Here is a 24,958-nt window from a genome sequence, read left to right as displayed (position 1 = left end):
CGGCTTGTGACCTAAGGTGACTCGGCCAGTTCCCCAAACAATATCAAACCCGGTGCGCCGGTGATGTCCTGCGCCAGCAGTGTTGCAAGGTCTTCCATCGTTGTTCGGAGCAACGTCTGATCCGGGTGGCTGACGTTTTCGGCCAGCAAGGCAGGGCAGTCGCGCCGCAATCCGGTATCAAACAGTTTTTCCGCAAGAGCGGGGAACGTGCGTTTGGACATGAACAAAACCGTGGTTGCTCCGGGATCGGCCAATGATTGCAGGTGCAGATCGCCGGGCAGGGCGCCTGCAACGTCATGGCCGGTTACAAATTGCACGCGCCGCGCCATCATGCGGCGGGTTAGCGGAATTTGCGCAGCGGCGGCGGCGGCACAAGCCGATGTGACGCCGGGAATAATCTCGAACTCAATCCCGGCGGCGCGCAGGGCGTCGATCTCTTCTTCGAGGCGCCCGAAAATACCGCTGTCACCTGATTTCAAACGCACAACGCGCGCTCCGGATTGGGCATAGTCTACAAGGAGCTGGCTGACATGGTCCTGTTTGGGCGAGGGGCGACCTGCGCGTTTGCCAACGCCGACGAGGTCACATTCCGGACTTGCGTGCTCAAGAATGGGACCGGATGAGAGGTCGTCAAACAACACCGCCTCGGCGCGTTTGAGCCGATCAACCGCCTTGAGTGTTAGGAGTTCAGGATCACCGGGACCTGAACCGACAAAACTGACAAAACCGCTCATGTCGTGGCCTCTGCGATCATATGGAAAAACGTGCCGGTGACGTTGCCACGCACAGACCCCGTTTCAGGGACGGGATTGCCGTCTGCGTCTCCAACCTGCGCAAGCGGTGCGTCAGGTTCTTCCAGAATGGTGGAATAGTGAAATTCATGGCCCCGCAAGCGGGCACCTGTGCCAAAGCCAGGCATTGGCGCGTGCAATGTCGCCTGACGATAGCCAAGATGGAACTTGCGTTTTTCGTAAGATGTCACCAATCCCAAAAGCCCGGCCATTTCATACCGTGTGCCTTCTTTGTCGATCAGTGCAGTGCCAAGCGCCATGTACCCGCCGCATTCGCCGTGCACGGGTTTGGTCTGGGCGTGTTTGCGCAATCCAGCCAGATATTGAGCGTTGTTGGCAAGCGTTCCCGCGTGCAATTCGGGGTAGCCGCCGGGTAACCAGACCAGATCGGCATCTGGTGCAGGAGCTTCGTCGTTAAGCGGAGAAAATGGCAGGATTTGCGCGCCGGCATTGCGCCATCCGGTCAAAACATGGGGGTAGGTAAAGGAAAAGGCGGCGTCTTGTGCCAGTGCGATGCTTTGTGCGGGTGGTTTGGGTAATGCACCGGTGTCGGCGGCCCCGGCGCGCGCCGCAGCCTTGATAGCGTCCAGATCGACATTTTCGCGCAGAAATGTTGCATAGCCCTGAATGGCCTGTTCCAGATCGGGGTGTTCGACCGCTTGTATCAACCCCAGATGCCTTTCTGGCAGTGCAAGGTCTCCGCGTCGTGGCAGGACGCCCAGAACGTTAATACCGGCCTTATCCATGCCAAGCCGCGCCAGTCTTTCGTGACGCGGAGAAGCGCAGCGGTTCAGAATGACACCGGCAAATGGCAGATCGGGATTGTAAGACTGAAACCCAAGGGCCGTGGCCGCGGCCGATTGGGCCTGCCCGCCAACATCAATCACGAGGATGACAGGCCAGCCCATTTTCAGCGCGGTTTCCGCCGATGACCCAAACCCGCTTTCACCTTTTGTCGCCACTCCGTCAAACAGCCCCATCGAGCCTTCGGAGATAATAATGTCAGCGCCGCCCGCTTGTTCCGAGATACCCCCAATCAGCGCCGGTGGCATGGCCCATGTGTCGATATTGAATGACGGGCGATGCGCTGCGGCGCGGTGGAACGCGGGGTCAATATAATCCGGACCGGATTTGAAAGGTTGCACGGTAAGGCCATCATCCGCGAGCGCGCGCAGCAGGCCAAGCATAACGGTTGTTTTCCCCGTGCCCGACGAGGGGGCAGAGATCAAAAGGCCGGGAGCTGCGGTCATGGTTGGACGTCCTTGGCAAGAATGGGCAGTTGTGCGCGTGGATTACGACAGCAAGCATCGCTGGGTTTAATCATCGCCATGTCTCCAGCCCGACCACTGGCTGTCGGCGGTTTGTGGGCGATAACGCCGGTCATATTCGGTGGCATAGAGGCAGGAATCATCAAAACCCTCAGCTCCAAGGGCAGGGCCGACAAGGATCAATGCGGTTCGGGTGATGTCCTGGCCAATGGCCTGTTGTACTGTGGATAATGTGGCGCGGATCACTTGTTGATCAGGCCAGCTGGCCCGGTACACCACCGCAACCGGGCAATCCGAACCATAAGCGGGTGTCAGATCGTTGATCACGGTTTCAAGATTTCCAATTGACAGATGGATGGCCAGAGTTGCGCCAGTGGCTGCGAAATTGGTCAGGCTTTCGCCCTGCGGCATAGAAGAGGCGCGCCCGGGCGTGCGGGTCAGAATCACTGATTGCGCCAGACCGGGCAGGGTCAGCTCGGTTTGCAGCGCGGCGGCGGCGGCAGCAAAGCTGGGCACACCGGGCGTTACAGAGACCGGAATATCCAAGTCCCGCAATCGTCGAAGTTGTTCGCCCATCGCGGACCAGACTGATAAGTCGCCGGAATGCAGGCGGGCCACATCCTGACCCGCGTCATGGGCGGATTTGCAATGTGCGATGATGGCATCCAGATCAAGCGGCGCGGTGTTGATGACAGTGGCGTTGTCCGGGCAGTGGGCAAGTATGCCCTCGGGCACCAGCGACCCCGCATAAAGGCAAACCGGGCTGGACGCGATCAAATCACGCCCGCGCAGGGTAATAAGGTCCGGGGCACCGGGACCGGCGCCAATGAAGTGGACAGTCACTGTGGCTCTCCTTTGGCAATGGCGCAGGTGGCAAGTCGATCCGGGGAAACGTGGCGCGGTGTCAAAAGGCGGGCGTTGTTGCCCGCTGCAGCAAGCGCGCAAGCCTCTGCGACGCTGCCAGTGCCACGCTTTGCGCGTACGGTTTCGGAATGCGTTTCTGTGGCCATGGTTTGCATCTTTTGAGGGGGGATCGGCAAAATTTCAAGCGATAGTTCCTGGGCAATTTGCCTGATACAGTCGGAATGCGCTTTGTCTGAAGGTGTGGCCAGAACGTCCGGCGCAGGGTGCCCGGTTGCCGCCATCGCGGCCCGCAAGGATGCCACGGTGGCGCTGGCTCGAAATCCAAAACCTGCGACAATCATTTGCGCACGCTCCATTGCACGATGGGATAAGATGATTTCCAACCGTGCTTGCGACCCAGAGGTTTTGCGTGCGCCAATTCGATGCGGGTCAGGTCGCCACCCTTTGTGCCATGCCAGTTAGCAAGCACCGCTTCGGATTCAAGCGTCACAGCATTCGCCACCAGACGTGTCTGAGCGGGAATAATTGTCCAAACGCTTTCCAGCATTTCATGACTTAGCCCACCCCCAATGAATACTGCGTCTGGGGAGGGCAGGTCGCGCAGCGCCTCGGGGGCGGTCCCGGTGATAACTGTCAGACGGTCGACGCCAAGTTGGGACGCGTTGGCGGAAATACGTTCGGCGCGCGTGGGATCGGTTTCGATTATTGTGGCGCGGTTGGCCGGGTGCGCCCAAAGCCATTCGATGGAGATCGACCCCGATCCGCCGCCAATGTCCCAAAGATGTTCGCCCGCAAGTGGGGCAAGGGCGCTAAGGGTCAGGGCCCGCACCGGTTGCTTGGTGATCTGGCCGTCATGATCAAACAGGCTTTCAGGGCGACCTGAGCTGAGCGGAATGACCGCGCCGTTGCCGGATATGTCCAGTCCGATACACACCGGATGCTGGATATCCCGGAATGTCATATCGCTCGCCAAAGCCTGCCGGATGCGTTGACGCGGTCCGCCCAACGCTTCGAGAATGTGCAAGGTTGTGTCGCCAAACCCGAGATCGGACAGCCAATTGGCAAAACCGGAAACGGCCGCGCCATCACGCACAGTGACAAGGGCGCGTTGTCCTGCGTGCAAATGGGGGCGCAGGCGGGCGAAAGGGGCAGCATGCAGGCCAATCGTTGGGGTCTGGTCCAGCGGCCAGCCAAGAGCCGCCGCCGCAAGGGACATGGTCGAAGGGGCAGGCAGGCAGCGATATTCGGAAGACTCCAAAAGCGCGGCGATTGTGCTGCCTGCGCCGTGCCAGAATGGATCGCCAGAGGCCAGCACAACTGTTGGCGTGCCGCGCTGCGTGATCAGCATGGGCAAACCGTCGGCAAATGGCACAGGCCATTCGATCGTTTTGGCGTTTAGGTACGGTAACAATCCAAGATGCCGCGCCGCGCCCATGACAATCTGCGCGTCGTCCAGCGCTTTGCGGCTTGCGGCGGGCAGGCCATCCGGTCCATCTTCGCCAAGGCCCACTATGGTCAGCCACGGAGTATCAGCCATGGACCCAAATCTCCTTATTCTCGGTGGTACCACCGAAGCAAGTGCGCTGGCCCGCGCGATTGCTGAGCGTGGGATTACGGCGGTGTTTTCCTATGCGGGCCGTGTGGCGACCCCCAAAGACCAGCCGATTGCCCAAAGGGTCGGAGGATTTGGCGGCGTCGACGGGTTGGCCCGGTATTTGCGGGATCATAACATTACCCATGTTGTCGACGCCACTCACCCATTTGCCGCGCAGATGAGCTGGAATGCTTATCAGGCGTGTCGAGCTCAGGATGTTGCTTTGCTGGCATTGACCCGCCCGCCGTGGCAGGCGCAAGCCGGGGATAATTGGCGGCACGTGGCGGATGTGACTGGTGCTGTGGCGGCGCTGAACGGACCTGCCAGACGTGTGATGCTGGCACTTGGCAAGCTCAATCTGCCCGCGTTTGGCGGCCAACCCCAGCATCATTATGTGCTGAGGCTTGTTGATGCGCCCGGTGAGTCGATACCCTTGCCGCACCATTCGGTTGTGCTGGCGCGGGGACCTTTTGAAATTGCGCAGGATACGGCGCTTTTCCGGGACCATAAACTGGACATTGTGCTTTGCAAAAATGCAGGAGGTGTCGGAGCCGAGGCCAAGTTGCATGCTGCGCGCGCGCTGGGGCTTCCGGTGATCATGATTGACCGCCCCGCACTGCCGCCCCGGCCGGAAGTGGCACATGTTGAGCAAGTGATTGACTGGATTGGTCATCCCTCGACAGACCGGGGTGTATAGACAAAGGGCGTGCCGTTACGCTGAATAATCCGTGTGCGCGACGATCCAAGCAAAACCACGGTGCGCATGTCGGCCATGTCTGGCGTGGCCTCTGTCAAAGGCACGATATTGATTGTCTGATCAGGGCGGGACACATTGCGCGCAAAGATGATCGGGCGCGCGTCATTGCAAGTATCCTGTAGCGTTTTCAGCGCTTTGGCGAACCCTTCGGGGCGTGATTTCGATCTGGGATTATAAAACGCCATTGCAAAATCAGCCTCGCCCGCAAGGCGCAAACGCTTTTCGATCAGGTCCCATGGCTTAAGGTTGTCGCTGAGGTTGATGGCGCAGAAATCATGCCCAAGCGGCGCGCCACAGGCTGCAGATGCGGCGAGCATGGCAGTAATGCCGGGCAGAACCTGAATGTCCAGATCGCGCCAGTCGGGTTCGCCGTGTTCGACAGCTTCAAAAACCGCAGAAGCCATTGCAAAAACACTCGGGTCCCCGGAAGATACGACCACGACTTGCCTACCGTTGCATGCCATGTCCAGCGCTAGGCGTGACCGGTCAATTTCCACCCGGTTGTCTGAAGGATGCAAGGTCAACCCCGGGCGCGCGGCGATGCGCGCGACATAAGGGATATACCCAACAATATCAGTCGCCCTGTCCAGCGCATCCTGCACCTCGGGTGTGATCAGCGCGTCATTTCCCGGCCCCAGACCGGCGATCACCAAGGACCCCCTCATGGTCTACGCCCCTGTCCATGCACAATGATGATCGAGAAATAAGGCGTGCCGGAATCGGTCATATCGGACAGCTTGGTAACGGTTTGTTTGCCCATGGTCGCGAATTGAACCAGCCATGCGTCATCGAATTTTCCGCCGTCTTTCAGCGCGGCCACAACCTTTTGGTAATTGCTGCCGATCTTCATAATGACCAGCGCATCGGTGCGTTTGATATGATCGACCAGTTTGTCTTGTGGCAACGTGCCCATCAACACTGTTAGAACATCGTCGCCCCACGTGATCGGGGTTTCGGTGGCCGTCCACGCCCCGGACATTCCGGTGATCGCAGGCACAACCTCGACCGGAACCACGTCGCGCAGACGGGCATAGAGATGCATGAACGAGCCGTAGAAAAACGGATCCCCTTCGCAAAGAACCACGACATCCTGACCGGATTGAACCAAAGCAATCAGGTGCTGGGTCACCTCTTCATAAAACGCTGACAGCAGTACGTTGTAGCGTGGATCATGCACAGGAATTTCGGTTGTGACCGGGTATTCCATCGGAATTTCAACCGCATCCTGTGCCAAAAGCCCATCCACGATCTGACGGGCCTGACCCTTGCGGCCTGCCTTGCGAAAGAAAGCGACATGATTGGCCGCGCCTAACAACCGATGCGCGCGTACGCTCATCAGGTCGGGGTCTCCGGGGCCAAGGCCAACGCCATAGATGGTACCTGTTTTGGTCATTCTTTACGGCTCGCGATTGCGTTGATGGCGGCAACAGTAATGGCAGAACCGCCCAGACGGCCCTCGACGATGCAGCATGGCACCGGTTGATCCTTCCAAAGCGCGTCTTTGCTTTCTTTGGCGCCGACAAACCCAACAGGACACCCAATGATGGCAGCAGGGCGCGGACAGTTCGGATCCTGAAGCATATTCAGCAGGTGAAACAGGGCGGTTGGCGCGTTGCCGATAGCGACAATGGCGCCGTCCAGCCGGTCGCGCCAGTGTTCCAGTGCGGCAGCGGACCGGGTGTTGCCCAGTTTTGCCGCCAGCTCGTGTATTCCCGGTGCATGCAAGGTGCAGATCACCTCGTTATCCGCTGGCAGGCGCGGGCGCGTGACACCTTCGGACACCATACGGGCGTCGCAGAATATCGGCGCACCATTTTCCATAGCGCTGCGCGCGGCGGCGACCATCCCTGCCGAAAATTTTACATGTTTTTCCAAGCCGACCATTCCGGTTGCGTGGATCATACGAACAGCCACCTGTTCTTCATCGGCGTCAAAGCCTGTCAGATCAGCCTCACGTCGGATGGTGGCAAAGCTCTCATCATAGATTGCCTGGCCGTTTTTTTCGTATTCATAGGGCATCAATGTCTCCGATATGTCGGACAAGCGTTTCAGGTGTGAGGTCGGTCAGGTGCGGCTCATCCCATGGGCGCCCATTGCGAACAAGGTCGAATTTACCATCTCGTCCCACAAGGGTTGTGGCACAGGCGCGCGGTCTGGCGCAGCCTTTGGCGCACCCGCTGATATGCAGTGGCGTGGGGGACACTTTGGCGAGCGTATGTGCCAGGGCGCGTGTCTCGACCGTCGCCGCATTGCACAGCGGGGCACCCGGGCAGGCGTCGACCTGCAAGAGCGGGTCCGCAGGGTGCGTGATGAAATTTGGGGCGTCCGACAAAAATGAGGTTGCGCACTCCAGCAAAAACAATCGCCAGGGTGTTACCCGCAAGGCGGTTGCGCCTGTTGTGTGCATCAAGTCGCGCAACTCTGTAGCGTTGATTTTGCCAAAGGCGGCGCCGTAGACGTCGCCTGCTTTGCAGGGGCCGGGTGTGATCTCTGGGGCAGGTCTGTCGGATTGTGCAGTCTGCCATTTTGATGGCAAAGGCTCATGCGACAAGTGCGCAGCCATGCGACGGTTTTCGACGCCGCCGGTTGCCACAAACCAGCGCGCCATATCGATAAGCGCGTCGATTGCGGTGTTCAAAGAAACGGCCAGACCTTTGGAGTTGCCATCGGCCCGCAACACAATCCCGCCATCGCTGCGCTCAAGCCGGAAATCTGCTGAATCCGATGAAAACAACGGGGCAGGGCCGGTGTCGATTGCAAACCCGATTTTGGCAGGCATGTCGGGCAGTTCACGCAGGCGGTTGGTCAACTCGGACGCAAGTTGAAAGGTTTCATCGTCCTGCTGCCAAAGCGGGGACACCAGAATATTGCGTCGGCTTTCCAGATCGGGATCATCCGGCAGCAAACACAGGGCGTTGAGCCGGGTCAAAACTGCCTCGTGATCTTTTTCCGCGACGCCGCGAATTTGCAGATTGGCGCGGCTGGTCAGATCGATAAGCCCCGATCCATATTCAAGTGCCGTTTCGCTAAGGCCCAGTATCTGGTCGCGATCAAGGCGTGCCATCATGGGGCGCACCCGTACAACCAGCCCGTCGCCCGACATCATCGGGCGATAAGCCCCGGGGCACCATCCTTTGCCCTCGGGGCGGCTCATGGCTGGTTCTCCAGATCGGCAAGGATCGAATTGCGCCGGGTTGACCAAAGTCCGGCCTCAAACAACGCTGCGAACCGGTCGCGCATCGCGGCCAGAGCCTGTGGGTTTTCGCGGTTCAGGAAATCAACAATGGCGTCATTGCCCAGCGTGGCGTCATGGTAGGCGTCAAACAGATGCGGGGGCACCGCGCCTGCGAGATGCGCAAAGGCCGCCATGTGATCCAGCGTTGCAGCTATTTCTGCGCCACCGCGAAATCCGTGACGCCGCATACCGGCCAGCCAGTCAGAATTTGTCGCTCTGGCATGAACGACGCGGGCAATTTCTTCGGTCAGGTTGCGGGCGCGGGGGGCGGTCGGGTTGGTATTATCAATGTGATAAAGCGCGGCAGACCCGCCTGTGATCTGTTGAGCAGCGGCAAAACCCGCTTCGTGGGCAGCATAATCCGCCGCCAGCAAAATGTCGGTCTCGGGAAGGTCCTGTAAATGCACGAAACTGTCGGCTTGGGCGACGCGTTCCGAAATGCCATCCCGGTCCATCGTTTGTTTGTCGCCGTCCAGCGCCCATGACGAGGCTGTCAGCCATGCCTGGCCCGCTGCCTGTCGCCCGGTATCCGTATAGTTTTCAATGTCCTGCCCCATGCCAAGCCCATAGCTGCCCGGCGCGGGGCCATACACACGCGGCGCGGTGACGCGCCCTGCAAATGGGTTCCAGTCCTTGGCTTCATCACGTTCACACAGGGCTTTGATTGCCTGACCAAACAGGGTTGAAAGCGTGGGGAACACGTCTCTGAACAAGCCCGAAACCCGCAATGTCACGTCAATGCGCGGGCGTTCCAGCAGCGTGATTGGCAGAATTTCAACACCGCTGACCCGTTCGCTGCCTTCGTCCCAGATCGGCTTGGCACCCAGCAGATGCAGCGCCATGGCAAACTCTTCGCCCGCTGTGCGCATGGTGGCTGATCCCCAGAGATCAACAATCAGGTTTCGCGGGTAATCGCCTTCATCCTGCAGATGTTTGCGCACCAGCTCTTCGGCAAGTGCAACGCCTTGTGCATAGGCCGCCCGGGACGGTACAGACCGCGGGTCCGTCGTATAAAGGTTGCGTCCGGTCGGCAGCACATCATGGCGGCCGCGATAGGGCGACCCGGATGGACCAGCTCCGACACGCAGCCCTTTGAGGGCGCGCAACAGACCGTCTCGTTCCGAATGTGCGGAAGGTGCGGCGTCGAAGCTGCCTTCCACTACAGGGGCACGGCCATAGATATGAAGACCGTCGCCAAACTGGCTTTCCTTGATGTCGCAAACAAACGTGTCGATCCGGGTGATGGTTTCCGCAAGTGAGATGGCCGTTTCCAGTCCCAGCTCTTGCTGTAAACCAAGGGCCTGAGCCTCGTCGCTGATGTCTTGCTGAAGCCGGTCGCGCCGCCGCGGGTCCAACCCGTCGGCATTTGAAAATTCATCCAGCAGTGTCTCAAGGCGGACAAACCGTTGCGGGGTGGCCGAGGTTTTGAGCGGTGGTGGCACATGGCCAAGTGTGATTGCCGCGATCCGACGTTTGGCTTGCGCGGCTTCACCGGGGTCATTGACGATAAACGGGTAGATGACCGGTATCGATCCAATCAGCGCCTCGGGCCAGCAGGTGTCAGACAGCGCAACGGACTTGCCCGGCAGCCATTCCAGCGTGCCATGCGCACCGATATGCACCAGTGCATCAATGCTGCGGGCATGACGCAGCCAGAGGTAAAAGGCAACATAGGCATGGCGCGGGGTGCGCGTCAGATCGTGATATTCTTCGTCGCGTTTGTCAGGCTGACCACGCTCGGGTTGAAGGGTGATCAAAGCGTTGCCGCGCGCTACGGCTTTGAACTGAAACGCGCCGTTTTGCACAGCGGGGTCAGCCTCTGGATCACCCCATGTTTCGTTCAGATCATCTTGAAGCTGCTGAGGCAGCGAATTCAGTGCGCCGCGATAGGCGTCGACTGACCAGTCCAGCGTTGCCTCGGACAAGACATTGGCAAGCGCCGGGCCATCACAAATGGAAAACCCATCCCTGGCAAGATCGAGTAAAATGCTTTCGGTACTGGCGAGCGCGTCAAGCCCAACAGCGTGGGCCATATTCCAGTTTTTGCCGGGATACGTGCTGAGCACAATGGCAATTTTCTTGTCACCGTTCGGCTTTCGCGCCAGTTTGATCCAGCCTTGAACCTTGTCGGCCAAAGCGCTGATCCGTTCAGCATGGGCGCGATGGGCAAACCGTGAATATTCAAGGGCGGCGTCTTTCTTGCCGGGTTCCTTGAACGACGAAACACCGGCGAACAGACGCCCGTCGACCTCGGGCAACACGACGTGCATCGCCAGATCGGCAGGCGACAGGCCACGTTCAGACCCGGCCCAGTCTTTGCGGCGCGCGGTGGATAACGCGACCTGAAACACGGGCGCATCCGTGGCATCAAGCGGTGAAATACCGGTGCTGCCTTTGCCTGAAAAAGCGGTGGCATTCACAATGGCGGATGGTTGCAGACCGCGCAGGGTTTGTGACAACCATTTCGCTGTGTCAGGCTGTTTCAAAGACGGGGCAAAAAGACCAATCACGTCGAACCCACGGGCGCGAAATTCGGTGAACATCGCCTCGATCGGGGCAGTATCCGCAGCGCTGATATAGGCGCGGTAAAAAGTGATTGCGATCAATGGTTTTGCAGGATCGCGCGTCGCTTCGATGGCGCAAAGCCCTGTTTCCGGGGTCCACGCACCGGTGTCTGGCAGGTTTTTTGAACCGTGCACGGGGCGGGCATAAAGCCCGGCTGCCAAAGCCAGTTGCGCCAGCGCGGCCTGCGCCGCAATCGCGCCGCCCGTGTCACACAGGTGCGTCAAACGGTGCAGCGTGCTGACGGGCAGCGTTGAAACTTCGTCCAACCGTTCATCAGGCCGACCATCCGCAGGCAACACGGCCAGCGCGATGCCTTTTTCCTGGGCCAGCGCGCGCAGCTGTTGAATGCCATAGGACCAGTACGAAATGCCCCCGATCAGGCGGATCAAAATGGCCTTGGCGCCTGACAACGTCTGTTCGACATATGTGTCTACGGACAAAGGATGCTTGAGCGCCGTCAGATTCGCCAGCCGCAGGGTCGGCAGGCTGCCGTCGGCACGGTGCCATCCCGCCGCGAAAGCGCCAAGGTCGGAATCAGAAAACGACAAAACAACCAGATCAGCCGGGGTTTGACCCAGGTCAATCGGGGTTTCGGTTTCATCCAACCCATGGCTTTCGCGAAAGACGACGTGCATCAGCTATCAATCCACCAGCGCCGCGCGGATCGCTTCTTCATTGACGTCGTCATGTTCAGCAATCACGACCATTCGACCTTGTCGCGCTTCATCTGGTTTCCATGGGCGGTCAAACTGGTGACGCACGCGAGCGCCAACGGCCTGAACCAGCAACCGCATCGGTTTGCCCGAGACAGCCGCATAGCCTTTGACGCGCAGAATGTTCTGATCCTTGGCCAGCTTTTCGATTTTCGCAACCAGCGCGGCCGGATCGCTTTGTTCCGGGATGTCAATCACGACGCTTTCGAAATCGTCATGTTCATGATCGTCATGGTCGTCGTGATGGCTTGGACGGTTGTCCATGTCGTCTTCGGCTGCGGCGCCAAGCCCCAGAATAATGCGCGGATCAACTTCGCCTTCGGCGACTTCGACCACTGGCAATGGGCGGGGGGCTTCGGCCAGCACCATTTCTTTGGCCTTGGCCACACCAGCCTGTCCTGCCAGATCCGGCTTGGTCAACAATACGATATCGGCGCAAGATACCTGATCCTGAAACACTTCGGACAACGGTGTTTCGTGATCCAGCGAGCCATCCGCCTCGCGCTGTGCATCAACAGCGGCCACGTTGGGCGCAAAGCGCCCATCCGCAACAGCTTCGGCATCGGCCAGCGCGATGACGCCATCTACGGTGATCTTTGAGCGAATATCGGGCCAGTCAAACGCCTTGAGCAAAGGTTTGGGCAGCGCCAGACCGCTGGTTTCAATCAGAATGTGTTCGGGGCGTGGTTCCAGCGCCATCAACGCTTCTATGGTAGGAATGAAATCATCCGCGACTGTGCAGCAGATGCATCCATTGGCCAGCTCCAGAATATTCTCTTCGGGGCAATCTGGGATCGCGCAGGATTTCAGGATGTCGCCGTCGACCCCAACATCGCCAAATTCATTGACGATCACAGCCAGACGTTTGCCCTGGGGGTTCTGCATCAAGTTGCGGATCAGGGTGGTTTTGCCAGACCCCAGAAATCCGGTGATCACAGTAACGGGGAGTTTTTCGAGAGTGCTCATTCAGGGATCTCCTGGGGTGGGATACGGGCGATACAGTTTTTGCGAAAATGGGTCGAGCGTTCGCGCCAGGGCACAAGACCATCTGGCGTTGCAGCGTATTTACTGGCCCCGTCTGCGATCAGATCAGCGTCCTTAGACCCGGTGAACTGACCATAAACATAAGTCCAGCGATCCGAACCACCGCGTAATGTGATTGAACAGCCAAAATCGCAGTTCGAAAAACATTCGACACCGCGCAGGGTGACGTTGTCTGGCAATTTACAGCCTTGAAGTGCCTCAAACAGCTGGGTGCCGGGGCGGGGCCCTTCCTGATCGGTTGGTGCGCCAGCGCGGCAGGTCGTACAGACCAGCAATTCGACAGGTGCCTTGGGGTCGGTCATGGACTCTTCCCTTGCGGGGACGGGGGGAAGGGACGGGTTGCCATGCGTCAGCCCGACACCGGAAACACCCCGTCCGGTTTACGTCAACTCAGTCGCTGGCAGGTCTCCCGGCTTGCGGATTTCGGCCCATCTGGCCTTCGGTGACCCTGCCTTCCCGGAAAACCAGTGGCATTGGGCAACCTCTCCGGTCACGGTCGCGGGGGCGGCTGCGCTTGGCGATTTTGTGAAACCGCGTGTCGCATTCCCTATTCACCTGTCCTAGAACAGGCACCAGCGCGCCCAAGTGAGGCAGCAAGGCAGGCTTTGTCAAGAAGGAGAGTCGCCCGTTGGTATCGGATCGTCCCCTAAGCGACCGGGTTTGGCCGAAAACCGGCTTTTGGGCCGCATCTTTTCGCGTAATGTTTCCGCTATCAGCGATTTGGGCGGCTGTTTGCGTGGCTTTATGGCAGTGGGGAAATCAGATTTGGCCGAATCTAGGGCTGACCCTGGAATGGCATATTCACGAGATGGTTTTTGGGTTTGGTGGCGCCGCGGTGGCGGGCTATTTGCTGACAGCCTGCAGCAGTTGGACAGGCCGCGCCCCAGTGGGCGGCGTGGCGCTGGTGATGCTTGCATCATTCTGGACGGCCACACGTGTTTGCCTTTTGCTTGGCGGTGCTTTGGCAGAAGGGGTGGCCATTGTCACAACGCTGGGGTTTTTCTGGGGCATTGCTGCCCTGTTGCTGCGTGAAGCACAGCAGGGAGGAAAAGCAGGCCGGCCATTTTTTGTGGCGGTTTGTCTTGCAGCAGGTTTTGGGTCAGCGATCTGGATCTATGCTATGCCGATGATTGATCAAGCCCGGTTTATCTGGCCGGTCCTTGGCTGTGCGGTGCTGTTGACCGTGGTGGGGGACGCATGGTGCCCGCGTATTTGGACACTGCCGACAAACGGGCGGGTAGAACCGGTTCAGTCATACCTGTCTGGCAAAATTGGCCTGGGATGGTCCTGCTGATCGTTGGAAACGTGGTATTCGTGGCTGGACATCAGCAGATTGGCGAGGCGGTTTTTGCGCTGGTTGCGTTTGTGCTTATCGTCCAGATGGTCCGGTGGCCATTGCGGGCCGCTTTACGCGACCCACTTCTTGCAATGCTGGTGATTGGATTCATGTGGTTGCCGATAGGACTACTGCTGTTTTTTATCGGCGGCGTCGGGACGTCCGGGGCGACCCACGCTTTGACGATGGGTGCGATGGGGGGCCTGATCATGGCCGTTTCAGCGCGTGCTTTTGCGCATCGTATGGACGACGGTCTCAGAGTTCGTGGACCTGTGGTTTTGTGCTTTGCTCTCATCACTCTGGCGACAGTTTTGCGCATGGCAGGAGTTCTGGACTTTGCCGCCATCGCATGGTGCTTCGGCTGGCTGATTTATTTCCTCACACTCCTGCCGTTATTGCACGGACCCGTGCCACGCCCGGTGTTCAGTGGCGCGCGCAGCCGCTGAAACGTCGCCACCTGCCTTGTGCTTGCAGTTTCGCTATGCTTTTTTGCCCGGCAAATGCGTACGCTCATGAGGCCTCTATGTCCGAGACAGACCAAAACACCCGCCACACCGAAAAGATGAAGAAAATCAAGGCCGCCCGCGACCGCATGATGGCGGGCAAAACCGACCAAAAAGGTCTCATCATCGTGCATACCGGCCCCGGCAAAGGCAAATCATCGTCCGGATTTGGCATGATCATGCGCTGTATCGCCCATGATATGCCGGTTGCGGTTGTGCAGTTTATCAAGGGCGCCATGGCCACCGGTGAACGCGCATTTCTGGAAACACATTTCCCCGAAGAGGTGAAATTCCATGTGTCTGGAGAAGGGTTTACATGGGAAACACAGGACCGCGAACGTGACATTGCCAAGGCAGAGGCCGGGTGGGAGTTGGCCAAAGACCTGATCCGTGATCCTGCCAACCAGTTTGTCATGCTGGATGAAATTAACATCGCGCTGCGCAACGACTATCTGAACATCGACGATGTGGTCGATTTTCTTCTGACCGAAAAACCCGACATGACGCATGTCTTGCTGACCGGCCGCAACGCCAAGCCTGAACTGATCGAGGCCGCTGATCTGGTGACAGAAATGACGCTGCTGAAACACCCGTTCCGTGACGGTATTAAGGCGCAGAAGGGGGTTGAATTCTGATGGTCGATAAGAGGCTTCTCACAGAATTCGGAATGGGCAGCAGCCTGCGCCGTCAGGATTATACCGAAGCTGCTTGTCGTGCGGTGAAGGATGCGTTGTGGCACAATTCGATCAATCTGGCCGAGCTGTTTGGCAAAGAAAAAGAAGACATGCGCATTACGGTTGAGGTTGGTGTGCAGCAACCTGACAAGATCGCCGTCGACAAGGTGGCGTCGATTTTTCCGTATGGTCAGGTCACGGTTCTTCCGGTGGCGGGCGGGCTGGATGTGCCGCGCGCGGATGGTGGAAATCCAACCGTTATTGCGAATGTCGCCATCTCGGTAGCGCTTGATCTGGAGACCGGGGCATGAGCGATCAGCGGTTCATTATTGAGATGGGCATGGGAAATGACCAATACGGTCAGGACTATACCAAAGCCGCGTCCCGGGCCATTGAGGACGCGATCCGCCATTCGACGATCCCGATGTTTGATGCTTTGGGGATGGATCATGGCGAGATGCGGGTTCAGGTGACTGTGGGCGTGCAAGAGCCGGATAAGGTGGATTGTGCGGCGTTGGTCGCCGGATTGCCGCGTGGACAGGCGACGGTTACGGCGGTTTTTGGCGGTTTGAACGTGACCAATCCAGACACTGGCAATGTGATCGTGGTGGCGTCCGCCGCCGTTGAAGCGTTTCTGCGGAAACAGGGGTGAATTGCGCTCGTCTGCATATTCTGATGCCGGAAATGATGCGGTTCGTCGGGTATCAATCTGACACGGTTCTGAGGGATGCCGGATGACGCGCGCGCTAATGATACAAGGCACAGGGTCGAATGTGGGCAAATCCATGTTGGTGGCGGGCTTGTGCCGCGCGGCCGCGCGGCGTGGGCTGTCGGTGGCGCCATTCAAACCCCAAAACATGTCCAACAATGCCGCCGTGACCAGCGATGGGGGTGAGATCGGGCGGGCGCAGGCATTGCAGGCCCTGGCCTGTGGCGTGCCGCTGGTGGTGGACATGAACCCGGTTTTGCTGAAACCGGAATCGGATGTCGGCTCGCAAGTGATTGTGCAGGGCAAACGGCTGACCACGGCCAGGGCGCGCGATTATGCCAAACTAAAGCCGCAGCTTTTGAAAAGCGTGATGGAGAGCTTTAATCGCCTGAAATCGCAGCATGATCTCGTGATTGTTGAAGGCGCAGGCAGCCCGGCTGAAGTGAACCTGAGAGCCGGGGACATTGCCAATATGGGGTTTGCCCAAGCCGCAAATGTGCCCGTTATTCTGGCGGGAGACATCGACCGGGGCGGGGTTATTGCGCAGATCATCGGCACGCAAGCGGTCATCGATCCGGGCGACGCGGCGCTGGTATCCGGGTTTTTGATCAACAAGTTTCGCGGTGATCCGAGCCTGTTTGACGACGGGTACGCGTTTATCGAGAAACACTCCGGTTGGCGCGGATTTGGGGTTCTGCCTTATTTCGATCAAGCGTGGAAATTACCGGCAGAAGATGGTCTGGACATTCGCGATGCGCAGCGTTCCGGTGCGTTAAATGTGGTGTGTCTTGGCCTGTCCCGGATTGCCAATTTCGATGATTTAGACCCGTTGCTACAGGAACCCGGTGTGAGCGTTACGATGTTGCGGGCCGGGCAGGTATTGCCGGGTGATACGGATGTTGTGATTGTTCCGGGCAGCAAGTCGACCCGGGGTGATCTGGCTTTTCTGAGGGCGCAGGGTTGGGATATTGACCTGAAGGCGCATGTGCGGCGTGGCGGGCATGTGCTTGGAATTTGTGGGGGGTATCAGATGCTTGGCCGCGTTATTCGTGATCCGGAAGGCATAGAAGGCCCTGCAGGAGATACCGAAGGCTTGGGTTTTCTGGATGTGGAAACCGTGATGTCACCGGACAAGCGGTTGACGGAAGCGAGCGCGGTTCATGTTGCCACAAATCAAAGCTTTCAGGGCTATGAAATTCATATTGGCCGGACCGAAGGCGCTGACCGGGCGCGTCCGTTTGCCACTGTGGAGTCTCGCGCCGAAGGTGCCACAAGCGCGGATGGCAGGATCGCGGGTAGCTATTTGCACGGTATGTTTCGTGATGATGATTTCCGGGCTGCCTGGCTGCAGGGGTTTGGCGCGATGGCACAGACGGACGGTTATGACGTGACAGTGCAGCGCGTGTTGGACCAGCTGGCTGACCATGTCGAACAACACCTTGATGTAGAACAAATTCTGGCGACTGCACGATAGGTTCACGGGTCTATTTTCGTGCCGATTGAGCTTGCCGGACCGCGCGTGCTGTGGTGCCAAATGCCGCGCGAAATGCCCGTGAAAAACTGGACGGAGAGGCAAAACCGGTTGCCAGTGCGATGTCGTGAACCGGTTGCAATGTGTCTGCTGCCAGCCGGTGTGCTTCGGCCAAACGTAACGACAGGTAATGTGCCTTGGGCGAGCGGCCAAGATGGGCGCGAAACCGAAGCTCAAGAGTGCGCAGAGAAACGCCTGCATGGGCTGCGATACGTGCAAGCGGCAAGGGGTCGTCCAGTGTTGTTTCCATTAACTCAAGAGCCCGGGCAATTTGGGGTTGGTGCCGGACAGGGCGCGGAGTTGAGCGTGGGCTTTGCTGCCCGGCGGGCATGGGATCGTACAAAAACGCGCCACCCACGCTTTGGGCCAAATCCGATCCGTACCGCGCGTCAATCAGATGCAACATCATGTCGATACATGGGGCAGCGCCGCCGCTGGTGGCAAAGGGGCCAGAGATACAAAACCGATCGCGGCGCGTTTGAATATTTGGGAATTGTGATGCAAATTCATCCAGATCTTCCCAATGCGTTGTTGCCTGATGCCCATCTAGCAACCCGGCACTGGCCAGCAAATACGGCCCGCCATCGATGGCGGCCATTGGCGTGCCAAAACGTGCCAACCGCTTGAGGCTGGACAGCAAACGCGGAGTTGCGTGGTCTTTTAACCGAAATCCCGCGACGATGATCAGAAGATCACATTGCACAAGATCAGCGATGGGCGCGCCTTCGACCCTCAGACCGCTGGTCAGATGCGCCGGGGCACCTAAGGCAGTGTAAAACTCCCAGTTAAACAAGGGTTTTCCGGCCCGTCGGTTGGCAGCGCGCATCGGGTCCACTGCTGCGGCAAAGCTGAGTGTGTTGCAGTCGTCCAGAACAAGGATCGCCGTTTTCAGCGGCGATGTGTCCGGAGAATAGATATTTTTTGCGAGTTTCATTAATTAAAATTCGTAAAATGAAAAGTTGTGCGGCGCAAGCCGGGGGATAGTGGGGGCAACTGAAGAGAGGGAAGTGCCGTGCCTTTGGAAATGAATCGCGATGTGTTTATCACCTGTGCTGTGACCGGATCAGGGGGGACACAGGATCGAAGCCCTCATGTACCGCGGTCTCCCAAACAAATTGCTGACAGTGCGATCGCTGCTGCCAAAGCTGGTGCGGCGATTGTCCATTGCCACGTGCGTGACCCGGACACTGGCGCGCCCAGCCGGGATATGGCGCTGTATCGCGAAGTCACGGACCGGGTGCGTGACAGCGCCACAGATGTCATTCTGAACCTGACTGCCGGGATGGGCGGCGACATCATCTTTGGCGGGACCGAAGCGCCGTTTCCGGTGGTGGACGGCACCGACATGGTTGGCGCGACAGAGCGGGTCGCACATGTGGCGCAATGCCTGCCGGAAATCTGCACACTTGACTGCGGAACAATGAATTTCGCAGAAGCTGATTATGTGATGACCAACACGCCGGGCATGCTGACGGCAATGGGAAAAATGATGACAGAGCTTGGGGTTAAGCCCGAGATCGAAGCATTTGACACCGGCCATTTGTGGTATGCAAAACAGTTGGTTAAAGACGGCGTTCTGGACAGCCCGGCCTTGGTTCAGCTGTGCATGGGGGTGCCCTGGGGCGCGCCGGATGATCTGAATACGTTCATGGCTATGGTCAACAACGTGCCGGACGACTGGACGTTCAGCGCGTTTGCGCTGGGGCGCAACCAGATGGCTTATGTCGCGGCATCCGTGCTGGCCGGGGGCAATGTTCGGGTTGGGCTAGAGGATAATCTGTGGCTGGAAAAAGGTGTTTTGGCAGAGAACTGGCAACTGGTGGAACGTGCGCAGACGATTGTTGAAAACATGGGGTCACGGGTCATTGGACCAGAAGATGCACGCGCCAAGCTTGGATTGACCAAGCGCGCGCCGGTCGATCAGTGAAGCTGGCTCGGGCCGCAAACGTGGCCGAAAACACGTTTCGGCATTGCGTCGGTATCCCGTCGGTATTGCGTCGGTCCGGGCTTGTTATTTTGTCAGCGGTGGTTCCTGCAGCGCTAGCTGCGCAGGACGCGCCACGCTGGGAGGGATTTTGGAGCGGGAACGCAAGCTGGTGCGCCCGGGCTGGCGATGTGGGGGATGAGACCCCAACATGGTTTGGACGCGATGGGTTTTTCGGGATCGAATGGAGCTGTGAGATCGAAAGCGTGTCCGAAATCGGCGTGGGGCAAAGCTGGGCCATCTCGACAACCTGTCTGGACGCTGGATTTGAGTACACTCAGGCGCAGATTTTCATGGTGACCCATGAGGATCGCTTGCTGATCGTCGATGAAACCGGGGTGACTGACAATCTGGTGCGGTGCATGGTCGATCCAAAGGATAAGGAATGAGCGATGCCTGAAATTTTATGTTTTGGAGACAGCAATACACATGGTTCACGTCCGATGTTGCCAGAGTTTGGCGATGTGCGCCGCTGGGGGCGTGATGTGCGCTGGCCTTGTGTGATGGCGCGGGATTTGGGCCCTGATTGGCATCTGATCGAAGAGGGGCATCCTGGCCGTACTACGGTGCATGATGATCCAATCGAGGGCCCGTATCGCAATGGACGCCGGATGATAAAGGCCGTGCTTGAAACCCACGGGCCCGTGGAGGTGTTGGTTTTGATGCTGGGCACCAACGATCACAAGGCGCGGTTTGGATTAACAGGACGTGATATCGCGCTGGGGGCAGGGCGGCTTGTGGAAATTGCGTTGGCCAGCGGCCTGCCGGAGCAAGTGTTGTTGGTATGTCCGCCCAAGGTATTAGAGCGCGGCGATCCGGCCGAGGTTTTTACCGGGGCCGAGGCGCGCAGCGCAGGTTTGGCGGCGAAATTCGCGGACGTGGCCCAGGAACAGGGGGTGGCGTTTTTTGATGCGGGGGGCGTGATTGAAAGTCACCCGGACGAAGGGGTGCATTTCGATGCCGCAGCGCATCGCGCGCTGGGGGCGGCGATTGCGGTTAAAGTACAATCAATGATGCAGGGTAATGCGACGTGACAATAGCAGCGATAATTGGTGGTGGTGTCATTGGCGGAGGCTGGGCGGCCCGGTTTCTGCTGAACGGGTGGGATGTGCGGGTGTTTGACCCTGACCCGGACGCTGCGCGTAAGATTGGCGAAGTTCTGGACAATGCGCGCCGGTCAATGCCCGGGTTAAGCGATACGGCGTTGCCAGCAGAAGGGCGGCTGAGCTTTCATACGACGATGTCTGAGACGGTTTCCGGAGCGGTCTGGATACAGGAAAGCGTGCCCGAGCGGTTGGAGTTGAAGCGCAAGGTGTATCAGACGCTGCAGGAGCATTGCGATCCGGGTGCGGTTCTGGCGTCTTCGACCAGCGGGTTCAAACCGAGCGAATTGCAGGGATGTGCAACGCGGCCCGGGCAGATTGTGGTGGCGCATCCGTTTAACCCGGTCTACCTGATGCCGCTGGTCGAGGTGGTGCCAACCGAAAAGAACCCACCCGAAATGGTGGTGCAGGCCAAGGAATTGCTGACCTCGGTCGGGATGTATCCATTGCATGTGCGCAAGGAAATTGACGCGCATATCGCGGACCGGTTTCTGGAGGCAGTCTGGCGCGAGGCGTTGTGGCTGGTCAAGGACGGCGTGGCCACAACCGAGGAAATCGATGAAAGCATCCGCATGGGGTTTGGCATTCGCTGGGCGCAGATGGGGTTGTTTGACACCTATCGTGTGGCCGGGGGCGAAGCCGGGATGAAGCATTTCATGGCGCAGTTTGGCCCGGCTTTGGAATGGCCATGGACAAAGCTGATGGATGTGCCGGAATTCACGGACGAATTGGTTGATCTGATCGCAGGGCAATCAGATGCGCAATCCGGGCATATGAGCATTCGCGAGATGGAGCGCATTCGCGACGACAACCTGGTGTCGATGATGCGCGCGCTCAAGGCGCGGGATTGGGCCTCGGGTGCGGTGTTGAACAAGCATGACGCGAAGATTTCCGAAGAGGCCGGGATGGTCCGGCGCACAGATCAGATCGTTGATCCGTCGTTGCCCATTGTCACGGTGCGTCGGGCGGTTCCGGTGGATTGGCTGGATTATAACGGGCACATGACCGAGAGCCGGTATCTGCAGGCGTTTGCGGATGCCACGGATCGGTTGATGGAGATTGTCGGCTGTGATCAGGCCTATATCGCGACTGGTGGCAGCTTTTTCACCGCAGAAACCCATATCCGCCACATTGATGAAACCCATCTGGGGTCGGTGATCGAGATCAGCACCCGGGTGTTGATGGCTGAGGGTAAGAAAATGCATGTTTGGCACGAGATGTTTGCCGGGGAGACGCTGTTGGCAACCGGGGAGCATATCCTGATCCATGTCAGTCTTGAGACCCGGCGTCCGGCGCCGTTCAGTCCCGAGATTGCAAAGAACCTTGAGATGATCAGCGCGGCTCAGTCCGGGTTGGCGGCCCCTGACGGGGCAGGGCGATATGTTGGACAACCCCGGTGACGCGGCGGGTTCTGATCACGGCTGGTGCGTCTGGTATTGGGCGCGCGATGGGCGAAGCGTTTGACCAAACCGGATGGCAGGTGTGGGTGTCGGACAAGGATGATGCTGCGCTGGCATCTGTGCCGGATCACTGGCAGCGCAGTATGGTGGACGTGACAGACGAAGCCGCTGTTTCTTCGATGTTTTCCGAGGTTGACGCGCAATGGGGCGGGTTGGATGCGCTTTGCGCAAATGCAGGTATCGCAGGTCCCACAGCGCCGATAGAGACGGTATCCTTGCAGGATTGGCAGTCTTGCGTGTCGGTCAATCTGGAGGGTGCTTTTCTGGCTGCAAAATACGCCGCCCCGATGATGAAATCCGCCGGGCGCGGGGCGATTGTTGTGACCAGTTCCACCGCCGGGCAATATGGCTATCCGTACCGCGCCCCCTATGCGGCGGCGAAATGGGCGGTGATCGGGCTGACCAAAACCTTGGCGATGGAATTGGGGCCTTATGGTGTGCGGGCGAACGTGATTTGCCCCGGTGCCGTGGAAGGCGCACGCATGGAGGGTGTGCTGGAGCGTGAAGCCGCCGAAAAGGGCATGTCGCGCGATGACGTCTATGATGGTTATGCCAGCGGTACGGCGATGGGCCGGTTTGTTGAGGCGCGCGATATTGGCGAGATGGCTGTATTTCTGGCCTCAGACGCGGCGCGGCTGGTGTCTGGACAGGTGATCGCGGTGGATGGGTTTACGGTGAACCCGGACCCAAAAGTATAACGACGCGGTTCCTGTTCCCGGCGTGATGGCTGGCGGATCAGATCAGCGTTTTGAGGCCTGCGAAGTGATCCGGGATCTGGCGTGCAGTGATGTCGGACTGGCGCACAAGATTGTCGAAATGTTCGGTAAAGGACGTGACCCGTTCAGTGTCGCGAAACGCAAGGTAGTTGCGGCCCAGATAGAGCACCGCGAGGAGCGGCCCGAAGATTGTGATCGGGCTGGAATAAAGTCGGCGGGCGTCAAACAGATAGAGGCGCAGACGTGGGTAAAGGTCTGAGGTGAGCTCGGCAAATTTGTCGAGCTGTTCGCGCCGCACGTCTGATGGAACCCCGCGATAATAGCCGGTGCCACGTGCAAAGCTATCCAGATCGTGCCGGGGTAACGCAATCTCATAATCCGATTGTGATGTGCTCATCCAGTTCAGCCGGTCGCGCGAGGCGTTGATCGCCTGTTCTGTGGTGCGACCCAGATGCGGGGAATATTCCCAAACCAGCATGTCGTTGGTCTTGAGCATATCTGGCATGCTCGCCGGGACGTGACGGATTTTGTAGCCTGCGGCCTCTTGATGCCAGTTGAATATCTGCTCATCCACCAGCGCGCGGGGGGCATGGGTCACGGTCAGCGAATTAGCCAGAATGTCGGCGGCACTTTCAGGACGGTCGGTCAGCGAAAGCAGCCAGTCCGCCGAAACACCCAATGCGGCGGCGCATTCTCCGACGACCTGCGCATTGGGCAGACGCGCGCCCTTGTCTTTGAGCAATTGCGAAACGGTGGAGCGGTCAACGCCAATCCGGCGCGACAGGGCGCTTTGCGTCATGCCCTGACCCTGCATTGCGGCCGCGAGCCTTTGGCGAAAACGGTCGGCGCGCAGGCGTTTGTCGATAATTTCAGTCATATGATGATTTATATCATCAATGCTGAATTTTGTTAATCATATTCAGAATTTCGCAAATCACACCCTGTCGGTAACAAAGTCGTGAGGCATCCGAAAAACAGGCAAGGTAACGAAATGGAAACCCGACGGCGTTCAATTCTGAAGGCAATGATCTGGAATGCAATTGGACTGGCTGTGATGGCGCTGGTTGGGGTGGTGGCAACCGGATCATTGGAGACGGGGGGCAAAATGGCGGTGATCAATACCGGCATCGGGCTGACGTTGTATGTGATTTACGAGCGTGTCTGGTCCAAAGTGCGGTGGGGTCGGCTGCATGTCTGACAAAGCGCGCCGCAAATCTTTGGGGGTCGAATGGCCCACTTTGGCGCTGATCGTCTTATGCTATAGCGCGTTTGGGTTGGGAACGATCTGGCTTGCGGACTGGTGGTTGCCTGCCGGGATTGTGGTGACAACATTGTCGATGGCGCTGCATTCATCACTGAGCCACGAAGTGTTACATGGGCATCCGTTCCGGTCTCGCGCGTTAAGCGAGGCATTGGTATTTCCTGCGATTGGAGTGTTCATTCCCTATCTGCGGTTTCGCGATACGCATCTGGCGCATCATCTGGATGCGATCCTGACCGATCCTTATGACGATCCCGAGAGCAATTATCAGGACCCGGAAATCTGGGCTGATCTGCCGCGTTGGCGACGTAAGGTTCTGAGCTTTAACAACACGTTGGCGGGGCGATTGCTGATTGGGCCAATCGTGGCGCAAGTGGCGTTCATGACCTCTGACCGGGTCGCTATCCGGGGCGGAGACAAGGCGACGTTGCGCGGTTGGTTGTGGCATATTCCCGCGCTGGCAATTGTTGTGGGGTGGATGATGAGTGTGGCGCAAATGCCGGTCTGGGCCTATCTGATGTCGGCCTATCTGGCGCTGTCGATCCTGAAAATCCGAACATTTCTGGAGCATCAGGCGCATGAGTGCGCGCGTGGACGTACCGTGATTATCGAAGATCGCGGGCCGTTGTCGTGGATATTCCTGAACAACAATCTGCACGTGGTGCATCACGCGCATCCGCGAATGCCGTGGTATCAATTGCCAAAAATGTTCCGCGATAACCGGGCGCGCTATCTGGCGCGCAACGGAGGCTATTATTATCGGTCTTATGCCGAGGTGTTCCGACGCTATTTCCGGGTGCGCAAAGATCCGGTGCCACATCCGCTCTGGCCAAAGTCGTAGCAGGCAGGC

Annotated in this window: 28 protein-coding genes and 1 riboswitch; of the genes, 14 read left to right on the top strand and 14 right to left on the bottom strand. The window is 58.5% G+C overall.

What is annotated here, in order from left to right; genetic code table 11:
* Positions 1 to 11: 11 nt before the first annotated feature.
* From cobA to cbiE, 5 genes are all read right to left on the bottom strand, one after another.
* Positions 12 to 734, bottom strand: coding sequence for a uroporphyrinogen-III C-methyltransferase (cobA, locus tag ABJI08_RS21835; RefSeq protein WP_348403963.1), 723 nt, complete (start codon positions 732 to 734; stop codon positions 12 to 14).
* The gene (locus tag ABJI08_RS21830) at positions 731 to 2,041 is read right to left on the bottom strand and encodes a cobyrinate a,c-diamide synthase (RefSeq protein WP_348403962.1); all 1,311 of its coding nucleotides are present in this window, start codon (positions 2,039 to 2,041) and stop codon (positions 731 to 733) included. The genes cobA and ABJI08_RS21830 overlap by 4 nt, the downstream gene beginning before the upstream one ends.
* A 66-nt stretch (positions 2,042 to 2,107) precedes the next feature.
* The gene (gene cobM, locus ABJI08_RS21825; protein WP_348403961.1) at positions 2,108 to 2,902 is read right to left on the bottom strand and encodes a precorrin-4 C(11)-methyltransferase; all 795 of its coding nucleotides are present in this window, start codon (positions 2,900 to 2,902) and stop codon (positions 2,108 to 2,110) included.
* Positions 2,899 to 3,264 (bottom strand): cobalamin biosynthesis protein, encoded by a 366-nt coding sequence (locus ABJI08_RS21820; protein ID WP_348403960.1) that lies wholly within the window; start codon positions 3,262 to 3,264, stop codon positions 2,899 to 2,901. The genes cobM and ABJI08_RS21820 overlap by 4 nt, the downstream gene beginning before the upstream one ends.
* The gene (gene cbiE / locus ABJI08_RS21815) at positions 3,261 to 4,460 is read right to left on the bottom strand and encodes a precorrin-6y C5,15-methyltransferase (decarboxylating) subunit CbiE (RefSeq protein ID WP_348403959.1); all 1,200 of its coding nucleotides are present in this window, start codon (positions 4,458 to 4,460) and stop codon (positions 3,261 to 3,263) included. Before cbiE ends, ABJI08_RS21820 begins: the two co-directional genes overlap by 4 nt.
* Between cbiE and ABJI08_RS21810 the strand changes: the two genes are divergently transcribed.
* On the top strand, positions 4,459 to 5,214 hold the full coding sequence (locus ABJI08_RS21810; protein WP_348403958.1) for a cobalt-precorrin-6A reductase: 756 nt from the start codon (positions 4,459 to 4,461) through the stop codon (positions 5,212 to 5,214). The two genes, cbiE and ABJI08_RS21810, sit on opposite strands and share 2 nt — an antisense overlap.
* Here the strand turns inward: ABJI08_RS21810 and cobJ are convergent.
* From cobJ to ABJI08_RS21775, 7 genes are read right to left on the bottom strand one after another with little or no spacing between them, the layout of a single operon-like run.
* Positions 5,187 to 5,939 carry a precorrin-3B C(17)-methyltransferase gene (gene cobJ, locus ABJI08_RS21805; RefSeq protein ID WP_348403957.1) on the bottom strand — a complete coding sequence of 251 codons (753 nt, stop codon included), beginning with the start codon at positions 5,937 to 5,939 and terminating at the stop codon, positions 5,187 to 5,189. The genes ABJI08_RS21810 and cobJ overlap by 28 nt on opposite strands.
* Entirely contained in the window at positions 5,936 to 6,667 is a 732-nt protein-coding gene (cobI, locus tag ABJI08_RS21800; RefSeq protein WP_348403956.1) for a precorrin-2 C(20)-methyltransferase, read from the bottom strand. Before cobI ends, cobJ begins: the two co-directional genes overlap by 4 nt.
* Entirely contained in the window at positions 6,664 to 7,293 is a 630-nt protein-coding gene (locus ABJI08_RS21795; RefSeq protein ID WP_348403955.1) for a precorrin-8X methylmutase, read from the bottom strand. Before ABJI08_RS21795 ends, cobI begins: the two co-directional genes overlap by 4 nt.
* The gene (locus ABJI08_RS21790; protein WP_348403954.1) at positions 7,283 to 8,428 is read right to left on the bottom strand and encodes a cobalamin biosynthesis protein CobG; all 1,146 of its coding nucleotides are present in this window, start codon (positions 8,426 to 8,428) and stop codon (positions 7,283 to 7,285) included. The genes ABJI08_RS21795 and ABJI08_RS21790 overlap by 11 nt, the downstream gene beginning before the upstream one ends.
* Entirely contained in the window at positions 8,425 to 11,709 is a 3,285-nt protein-coding gene (gene cobN / locus ABJI08_RS21785) for a cobaltochelatase subunit CobN (protein WP_348403953.1), read from the bottom strand. Before cobN ends, ABJI08_RS21790 begins: the two co-directional genes overlap by 4 nt.
* A gap of 6 nt (positions 11,710 to 11,715) precedes the next feature.
* Complete coding sequence (cobW, locus tag ABJI08_RS21780; RefSeq protein WP_348403952.1) at positions 11,716 to 12,753, bottom strand: cobalamin biosynthesis protein CobW; 1,038 nt, start codon at positions 12,751 to 12,753, stop codon at positions 11,716 to 11,718.
* Complete coding sequence (locus ABJI08_RS21775) at positions 12,750 to 13,133, bottom strand: DUF1636 domain-containing protein (RefSeq protein ID WP_348403951.1); 384 nt, start codon at positions 13,131 to 13,133, stop codon at positions 12,750 to 12,752. The genes cobW and ABJI08_RS21775 overlap by 4 nt, the downstream gene beginning before the upstream one ends.
* A gap of 79 nt (positions 13,134 to 13,212) precedes the next feature.
* Positions 13,213 to 13,423, bottom strand: a riboswitch (cobalamin riboswitch).
* A gap of 36 nt (positions 13,424 to 13,459) precedes the next feature.
* Between ABJI08_RS21775 and ABJI08_RS21770 the strand changes: the two genes are divergently transcribed.
* The 6 genes from ABJI08_RS21770 to ABJI08_RS21745 all read left to right on the top strand — a co-directional run bounded on the left by ABJI08_RS21770 (position 13,460) and on the right by ABJI08_RS21745 (position 17,527).
* Positions 13,460 to 14,125: an NnrS family protein gene (locus tag ABJI08_RS21770; protein WP_348403950.1), complete on the top strand. Its 666-nt coding sequence runs from the start codon at positions 13,460 to 13,462 to the stop codon at positions 14,123 to 14,125.
* Positions 14,029 to 14,613 (top strand): NnrS family protein, encoded by a 585-nt coding sequence (locus ABJI08_RS21765; protein WP_348403949.1) that lies wholly within the window; start codon positions 14,029 to 14,031, stop codon positions 14,611 to 14,613. The genes ABJI08_RS21770 and ABJI08_RS21765 overlap by 97 nt, the downstream gene beginning before the upstream one ends.
* Positions 14,614 to 14,690: 77 nt before the next feature.
* Positions 14,691 to 15,305, top strand: a complete 615-nt coding sequence (gene cobO, locus ABJI08_RS21760; RefSeq protein ID WP_348403948.1) for a cob(I)yrinic acid a,c-diamide adenosyltransferase — start codon at positions 14,691 to 14,693, stop codon at positions 15,303 to 15,305.
* Complete coding sequence (locus tag ABJI08_RS21755; protein ID WP_348403947.1) at positions 15,305 to 15,655, top strand: Lin0512 family protein; 351 nt, start codon at positions 15,305 to 15,307, stop codon at positions 15,653 to 15,655. Before cobO ends, ABJI08_RS21755 begins: the two co-directional genes overlap by 1 nt.
* Positions 15,652 to 15,996, top strand: a complete 345-nt coding sequence (locus tag ABJI08_RS21750) for a Lin0512 family protein (protein WP_348403946.1) — start codon at positions 15,652 to 15,654, stop codon at positions 15,994 to 15,996. The genes ABJI08_RS21755 and ABJI08_RS21750 overlap by 4 nt, the downstream gene beginning before the upstream one ends.
* Before the next feature lie 82 nt (positions 15,997 to 16,078).
* Complete coding sequence (locus tag ABJI08_RS21745; protein WP_348403945.1) at positions 16,079 to 17,527, top strand: cobyric acid synthase; 1,449 nt, start codon at positions 16,079 to 16,081, stop codon at positions 17,525 to 17,527.
* Between the two features lie 10 nt (positions 17,528 to 17,537).
* Here the strand turns inward: ABJI08_RS21745 and ABJI08_RS21740 are convergent, their stop codons facing one another.
* Entirely contained in the window at positions 17,538 to 18,518 is a 981-nt protein-coding gene (locus tag ABJI08_RS21740; RefSeq protein ID WP_348403944.1) for a GlxA family transcriptional regulator, read from the bottom strand.
* A gap of 78 nt (positions 18,519 to 18,596) precedes the next feature.
* Here ABJI08_RS21740 and ABJI08_RS21735 point away from each other — a divergent pair, with 78 nt between their 5' ends.
* Genes ABJI08_RS21735 through ABJI08_RS21715 form a run of 5 tightly spaced genes read left to right on the top strand, consistent with a single transcriptional unit; the run spans position 18,597 to position 22,829 of the window.
* Positions 18,597 to 19,511, top strand: a complete 915-nt coding sequence (locus ABJI08_RS21735; RefSeq protein WP_348403943.1) for a 3-keto-5-aminohexanoate cleavage protein — start codon at positions 18,597 to 18,599, stop codon at positions 19,509 to 19,511.
* Positions 19,508 to 19,957: a hypothetical protein gene (locus tag ABJI08_RS21730; protein ID WP_348403942.1), complete on the top strand. Its 450-nt coding sequence runs from the start codon at positions 19,508 to 19,510 to the stop codon at positions 19,955 to 19,957. Before ABJI08_RS21735 ends, ABJI08_RS21730 begins: the two co-directional genes overlap by 4 nt.
* Before the next feature lie 3 nt (positions 19,958 to 19,960).
* Complete coding sequence (locus ABJI08_RS21725; RefSeq protein ID WP_348403941.1) at positions 19,961 to 20,602, top strand: SGNH/GDSL hydrolase family protein; 642 nt, start codon at positions 19,961 to 19,963, stop codon at positions 20,600 to 20,602.
* Positions 20,599 to 22,071: a carnitine 3-dehydrogenase gene (locus tag ABJI08_RS21720; protein WP_348403940.1), complete on the top strand. Its 1,473-nt coding sequence runs from the start codon at positions 20,599 to 20,601 to the stop codon at positions 22,069 to 22,071. Before ABJI08_RS21725 ends, ABJI08_RS21720 begins: the two co-directional genes overlap by 4 nt.
* Positions 22,068 to 22,829 (top strand): SDR family oxidoreductase, encoded by a 762-nt coding sequence (locus ABJI08_RS21715; RefSeq protein WP_348403939.1) that lies wholly within the window; start codon positions 22,068 to 22,070, stop codon positions 22,827 to 22,829. The genes ABJI08_RS21720 and ABJI08_RS21715 overlap by 4 nt, the downstream gene beginning before the upstream one ends.
* Positions 22,830 to 22,866: 37 nt before the next feature.
* Here the strand turns inward: ABJI08_RS21715 and ABJI08_RS21710 are convergent, their stop codons facing one another.
* Positions 22,867 to 23,724 carry a helix-turn-helix transcriptional regulator gene (locus ABJI08_RS21710; RefSeq protein ID WP_348403938.1) on the bottom strand — a complete coding sequence of 286 codons (858 nt, stop codon included), beginning with the start codon at positions 23,722 to 23,724 and terminating at the stop codon, positions 22,867 to 22,869.
* 114 nt (positions 23,725 to 23,838) lie between these two features.
* Here ABJI08_RS21710 and ABJI08_RS21705 point away from each other — a divergent pair, with 114 nt between their 5' ends.
* Positions 23,839 to 24,045 (top strand): DUF2061 domain-containing protein, encoded by a 207-nt coding sequence (locus ABJI08_RS21705; protein ID WP_348403937.1) that lies wholly within the window; start codon positions 23,839 to 23,841, stop codon positions 24,043 to 24,045.
* Positions 24,038 to 24,949 carry a fatty acid desaturase gene (locus ABJI08_RS21700; RefSeq protein WP_348403936.1) on the top strand — a complete coding sequence of 304 codons (912 nt, stop codon included), beginning with the start codon at positions 24,038 to 24,040 and terminating at the stop codon, positions 24,947 to 24,949. The genes ABJI08_RS21705 and ABJI08_RS21700 overlap by 8 nt, the downstream gene beginning before the upstream one ends.
* The last annotated feature ends 9 nt before the right edge of the window (positions 24,950 to 24,958 follow it).

The sequence above is a fragment of the Shimia sp. genome (assembly GCF_039969785.1).
Classification (GTDB): domain Bacteria; phylum Pseudomonadota; class Alphaproteobacteria; order Rhodobacterales; family Rhodobacteraceae; genus Shimia.
The sequence above is the reverse complement of the archived record's forward strand: the minus strand, read 5'-3'. Positions and strand labels throughout refer to the sequence as shown.

Excerpts from the sequence above, each read along its gene's own strand:
- cobA (WP_348403963.1), bottom strand. The coding sequence starts at position 734 with ATGAGCGGTTTTGTCAGTTTTGTCGGTTCAGGTCCCGGTGATCCTGAA.
- ABJI08_RS21830 (WP_348403962.1), bottom strand. The coding sequence starts at position 2,041 with ATGACCGCAGCTCCCGGCCTTTTGATCTCTGCCCCCTCGTCGGGCACG.
- ABJI08_RS21820 (WP_348403960.1), bottom strand. The coding sequence starts at position 3,264 with ATGATTGTCGCAGGTTTTGGATTTCGAGCCAGCGCCACCGTGGCATCC.
- ABJI08_RS21810 (WP_348403958.1), top strand. The coding sequence starts at position 4,459 with ATGGACCCAAATCTCCTTATTCTCGGTGGTACCACCGAAGCAAGTGCG.
- cbiE (WP_348403959.1), bottom strand. The coding sequence starts at position 4,460 with ATGGCTGATACTCCGTGGCTGACCATAGTGGGCCTTGGCGAAGATGGA.
- cobJ (WP_348403957.1), bottom strand. The coding sequence starts at position 5,939 with ATGAGGGGGTCCTTGGTGATCGCCGGTCTGGGGCCGGGAAATGACGCG.
- cobI (WP_348403956.1), bottom strand. The coding sequence starts at position 6,667 with ATGACCAAAACAGGTACCATCTATGGCGTTGGCCTTGGCCCCGGAGAC.
- ABJI08_RS21795 (WP_348403955.1), bottom strand. The coding sequence starts at position 7,293 with ATGCCCTATGAATACGAAAAAAACGGCCAGGCAATCTATGATGAGAGC.
- ABJI08_RS21790 (WP_348403954.1), bottom strand. The coding sequence starts at position 8,428 with ATGAGCCGCCCCGAGGGCAAAGGATGGTGCCCCGGGGCTTATCGCCCG.
- cobN (WP_348403953.1), bottom strand. The coding sequence starts at position 11,709 with ATGCACGTCGTCTTTCGCGAAAGCCATGGGTTGGATGAAACCGAAACC.
- cobW (WP_348403952.1), bottom strand. The coding sequence starts at position 12,753 with ATGAGCACTCTCGAAAAACTCCCCGTTACTGTGATCACCGGATTTCTG.
- ABJI08_RS21775 (WP_348403951.1), bottom strand. The coding sequence starts at position 13,133 with ATGACCGACCCCAAGGCACCTGTCGAATTGCTGGTCTGTACGACCTGC.
- ABJI08_RS21765 (WP_348403949.1), top strand. The coding sequence starts at position 14,029 with ATGGTGCCCGCGTATTTGGACACTGCCGACAAACGGGCGGGTAGAACC.
- cobO (WP_348403948.1), top strand. The coding sequence starts at position 14,691 with ATGTCCGAGACAGACCAAAACACCCGCCACACCGAAAAGATGAAGAAA.
- ABJI08_RS21755 (WP_348403947.1), top strand. The coding sequence starts at position 15,305 with ATGGTCGATAAGAGGCTTCTCACAGAATTCGGAATGGGCAGCAGCCTG.
- ABJI08_RS21750 (WP_348403946.1), top strand. The coding sequence starts at position 15,652 with ATGAGCGATCAGCGGTTCATTATTGAGATGGGCATGGGAAATGACCAA.
- ABJI08_RS21745 (WP_348403945.1), top strand. The coding sequence starts at position 16,079 with ATGACGCGCGCGCTAATGATACAAGGCACAGGGTCGAATGTGGGCAAA.
- ABJI08_RS21740 (WP_348403944.1), bottom strand. The coding sequence starts at position 18,518 with ATGAAACTCGCAAAAAATATCTATTCTCCGGACACATCGCCGCTGAAA.
- ABJI08_RS21725 (WP_348403941.1), top strand. The coding sequence starts at position 19,961 with ATGCCTGAAATTTTATGTTTTGGAGACAGCAATACACATGGTTCACGT.
- ABJI08_RS21710 (WP_348403938.1), bottom strand. The coding sequence starts at position 23,724 with ATGACTGAAATTATCGACAAACGCCTGCGCGCCGACCGTTTTCGCCAA.
- ABJI08_RS21705 (WP_348403937.1), top strand. The coding sequence starts at position 23,839 with ATGGAAACCCGACGGCGTTCAATTCTGAAGGCAATGATCTGGAATGCA.
- ABJI08_RS21700 (WP_348403936.1), top strand. The coding sequence starts at position 24,038 with ATGTCTGACAAAGCGCGCCGCAAATCTTTGGGGGTCGAATGGCCCACT.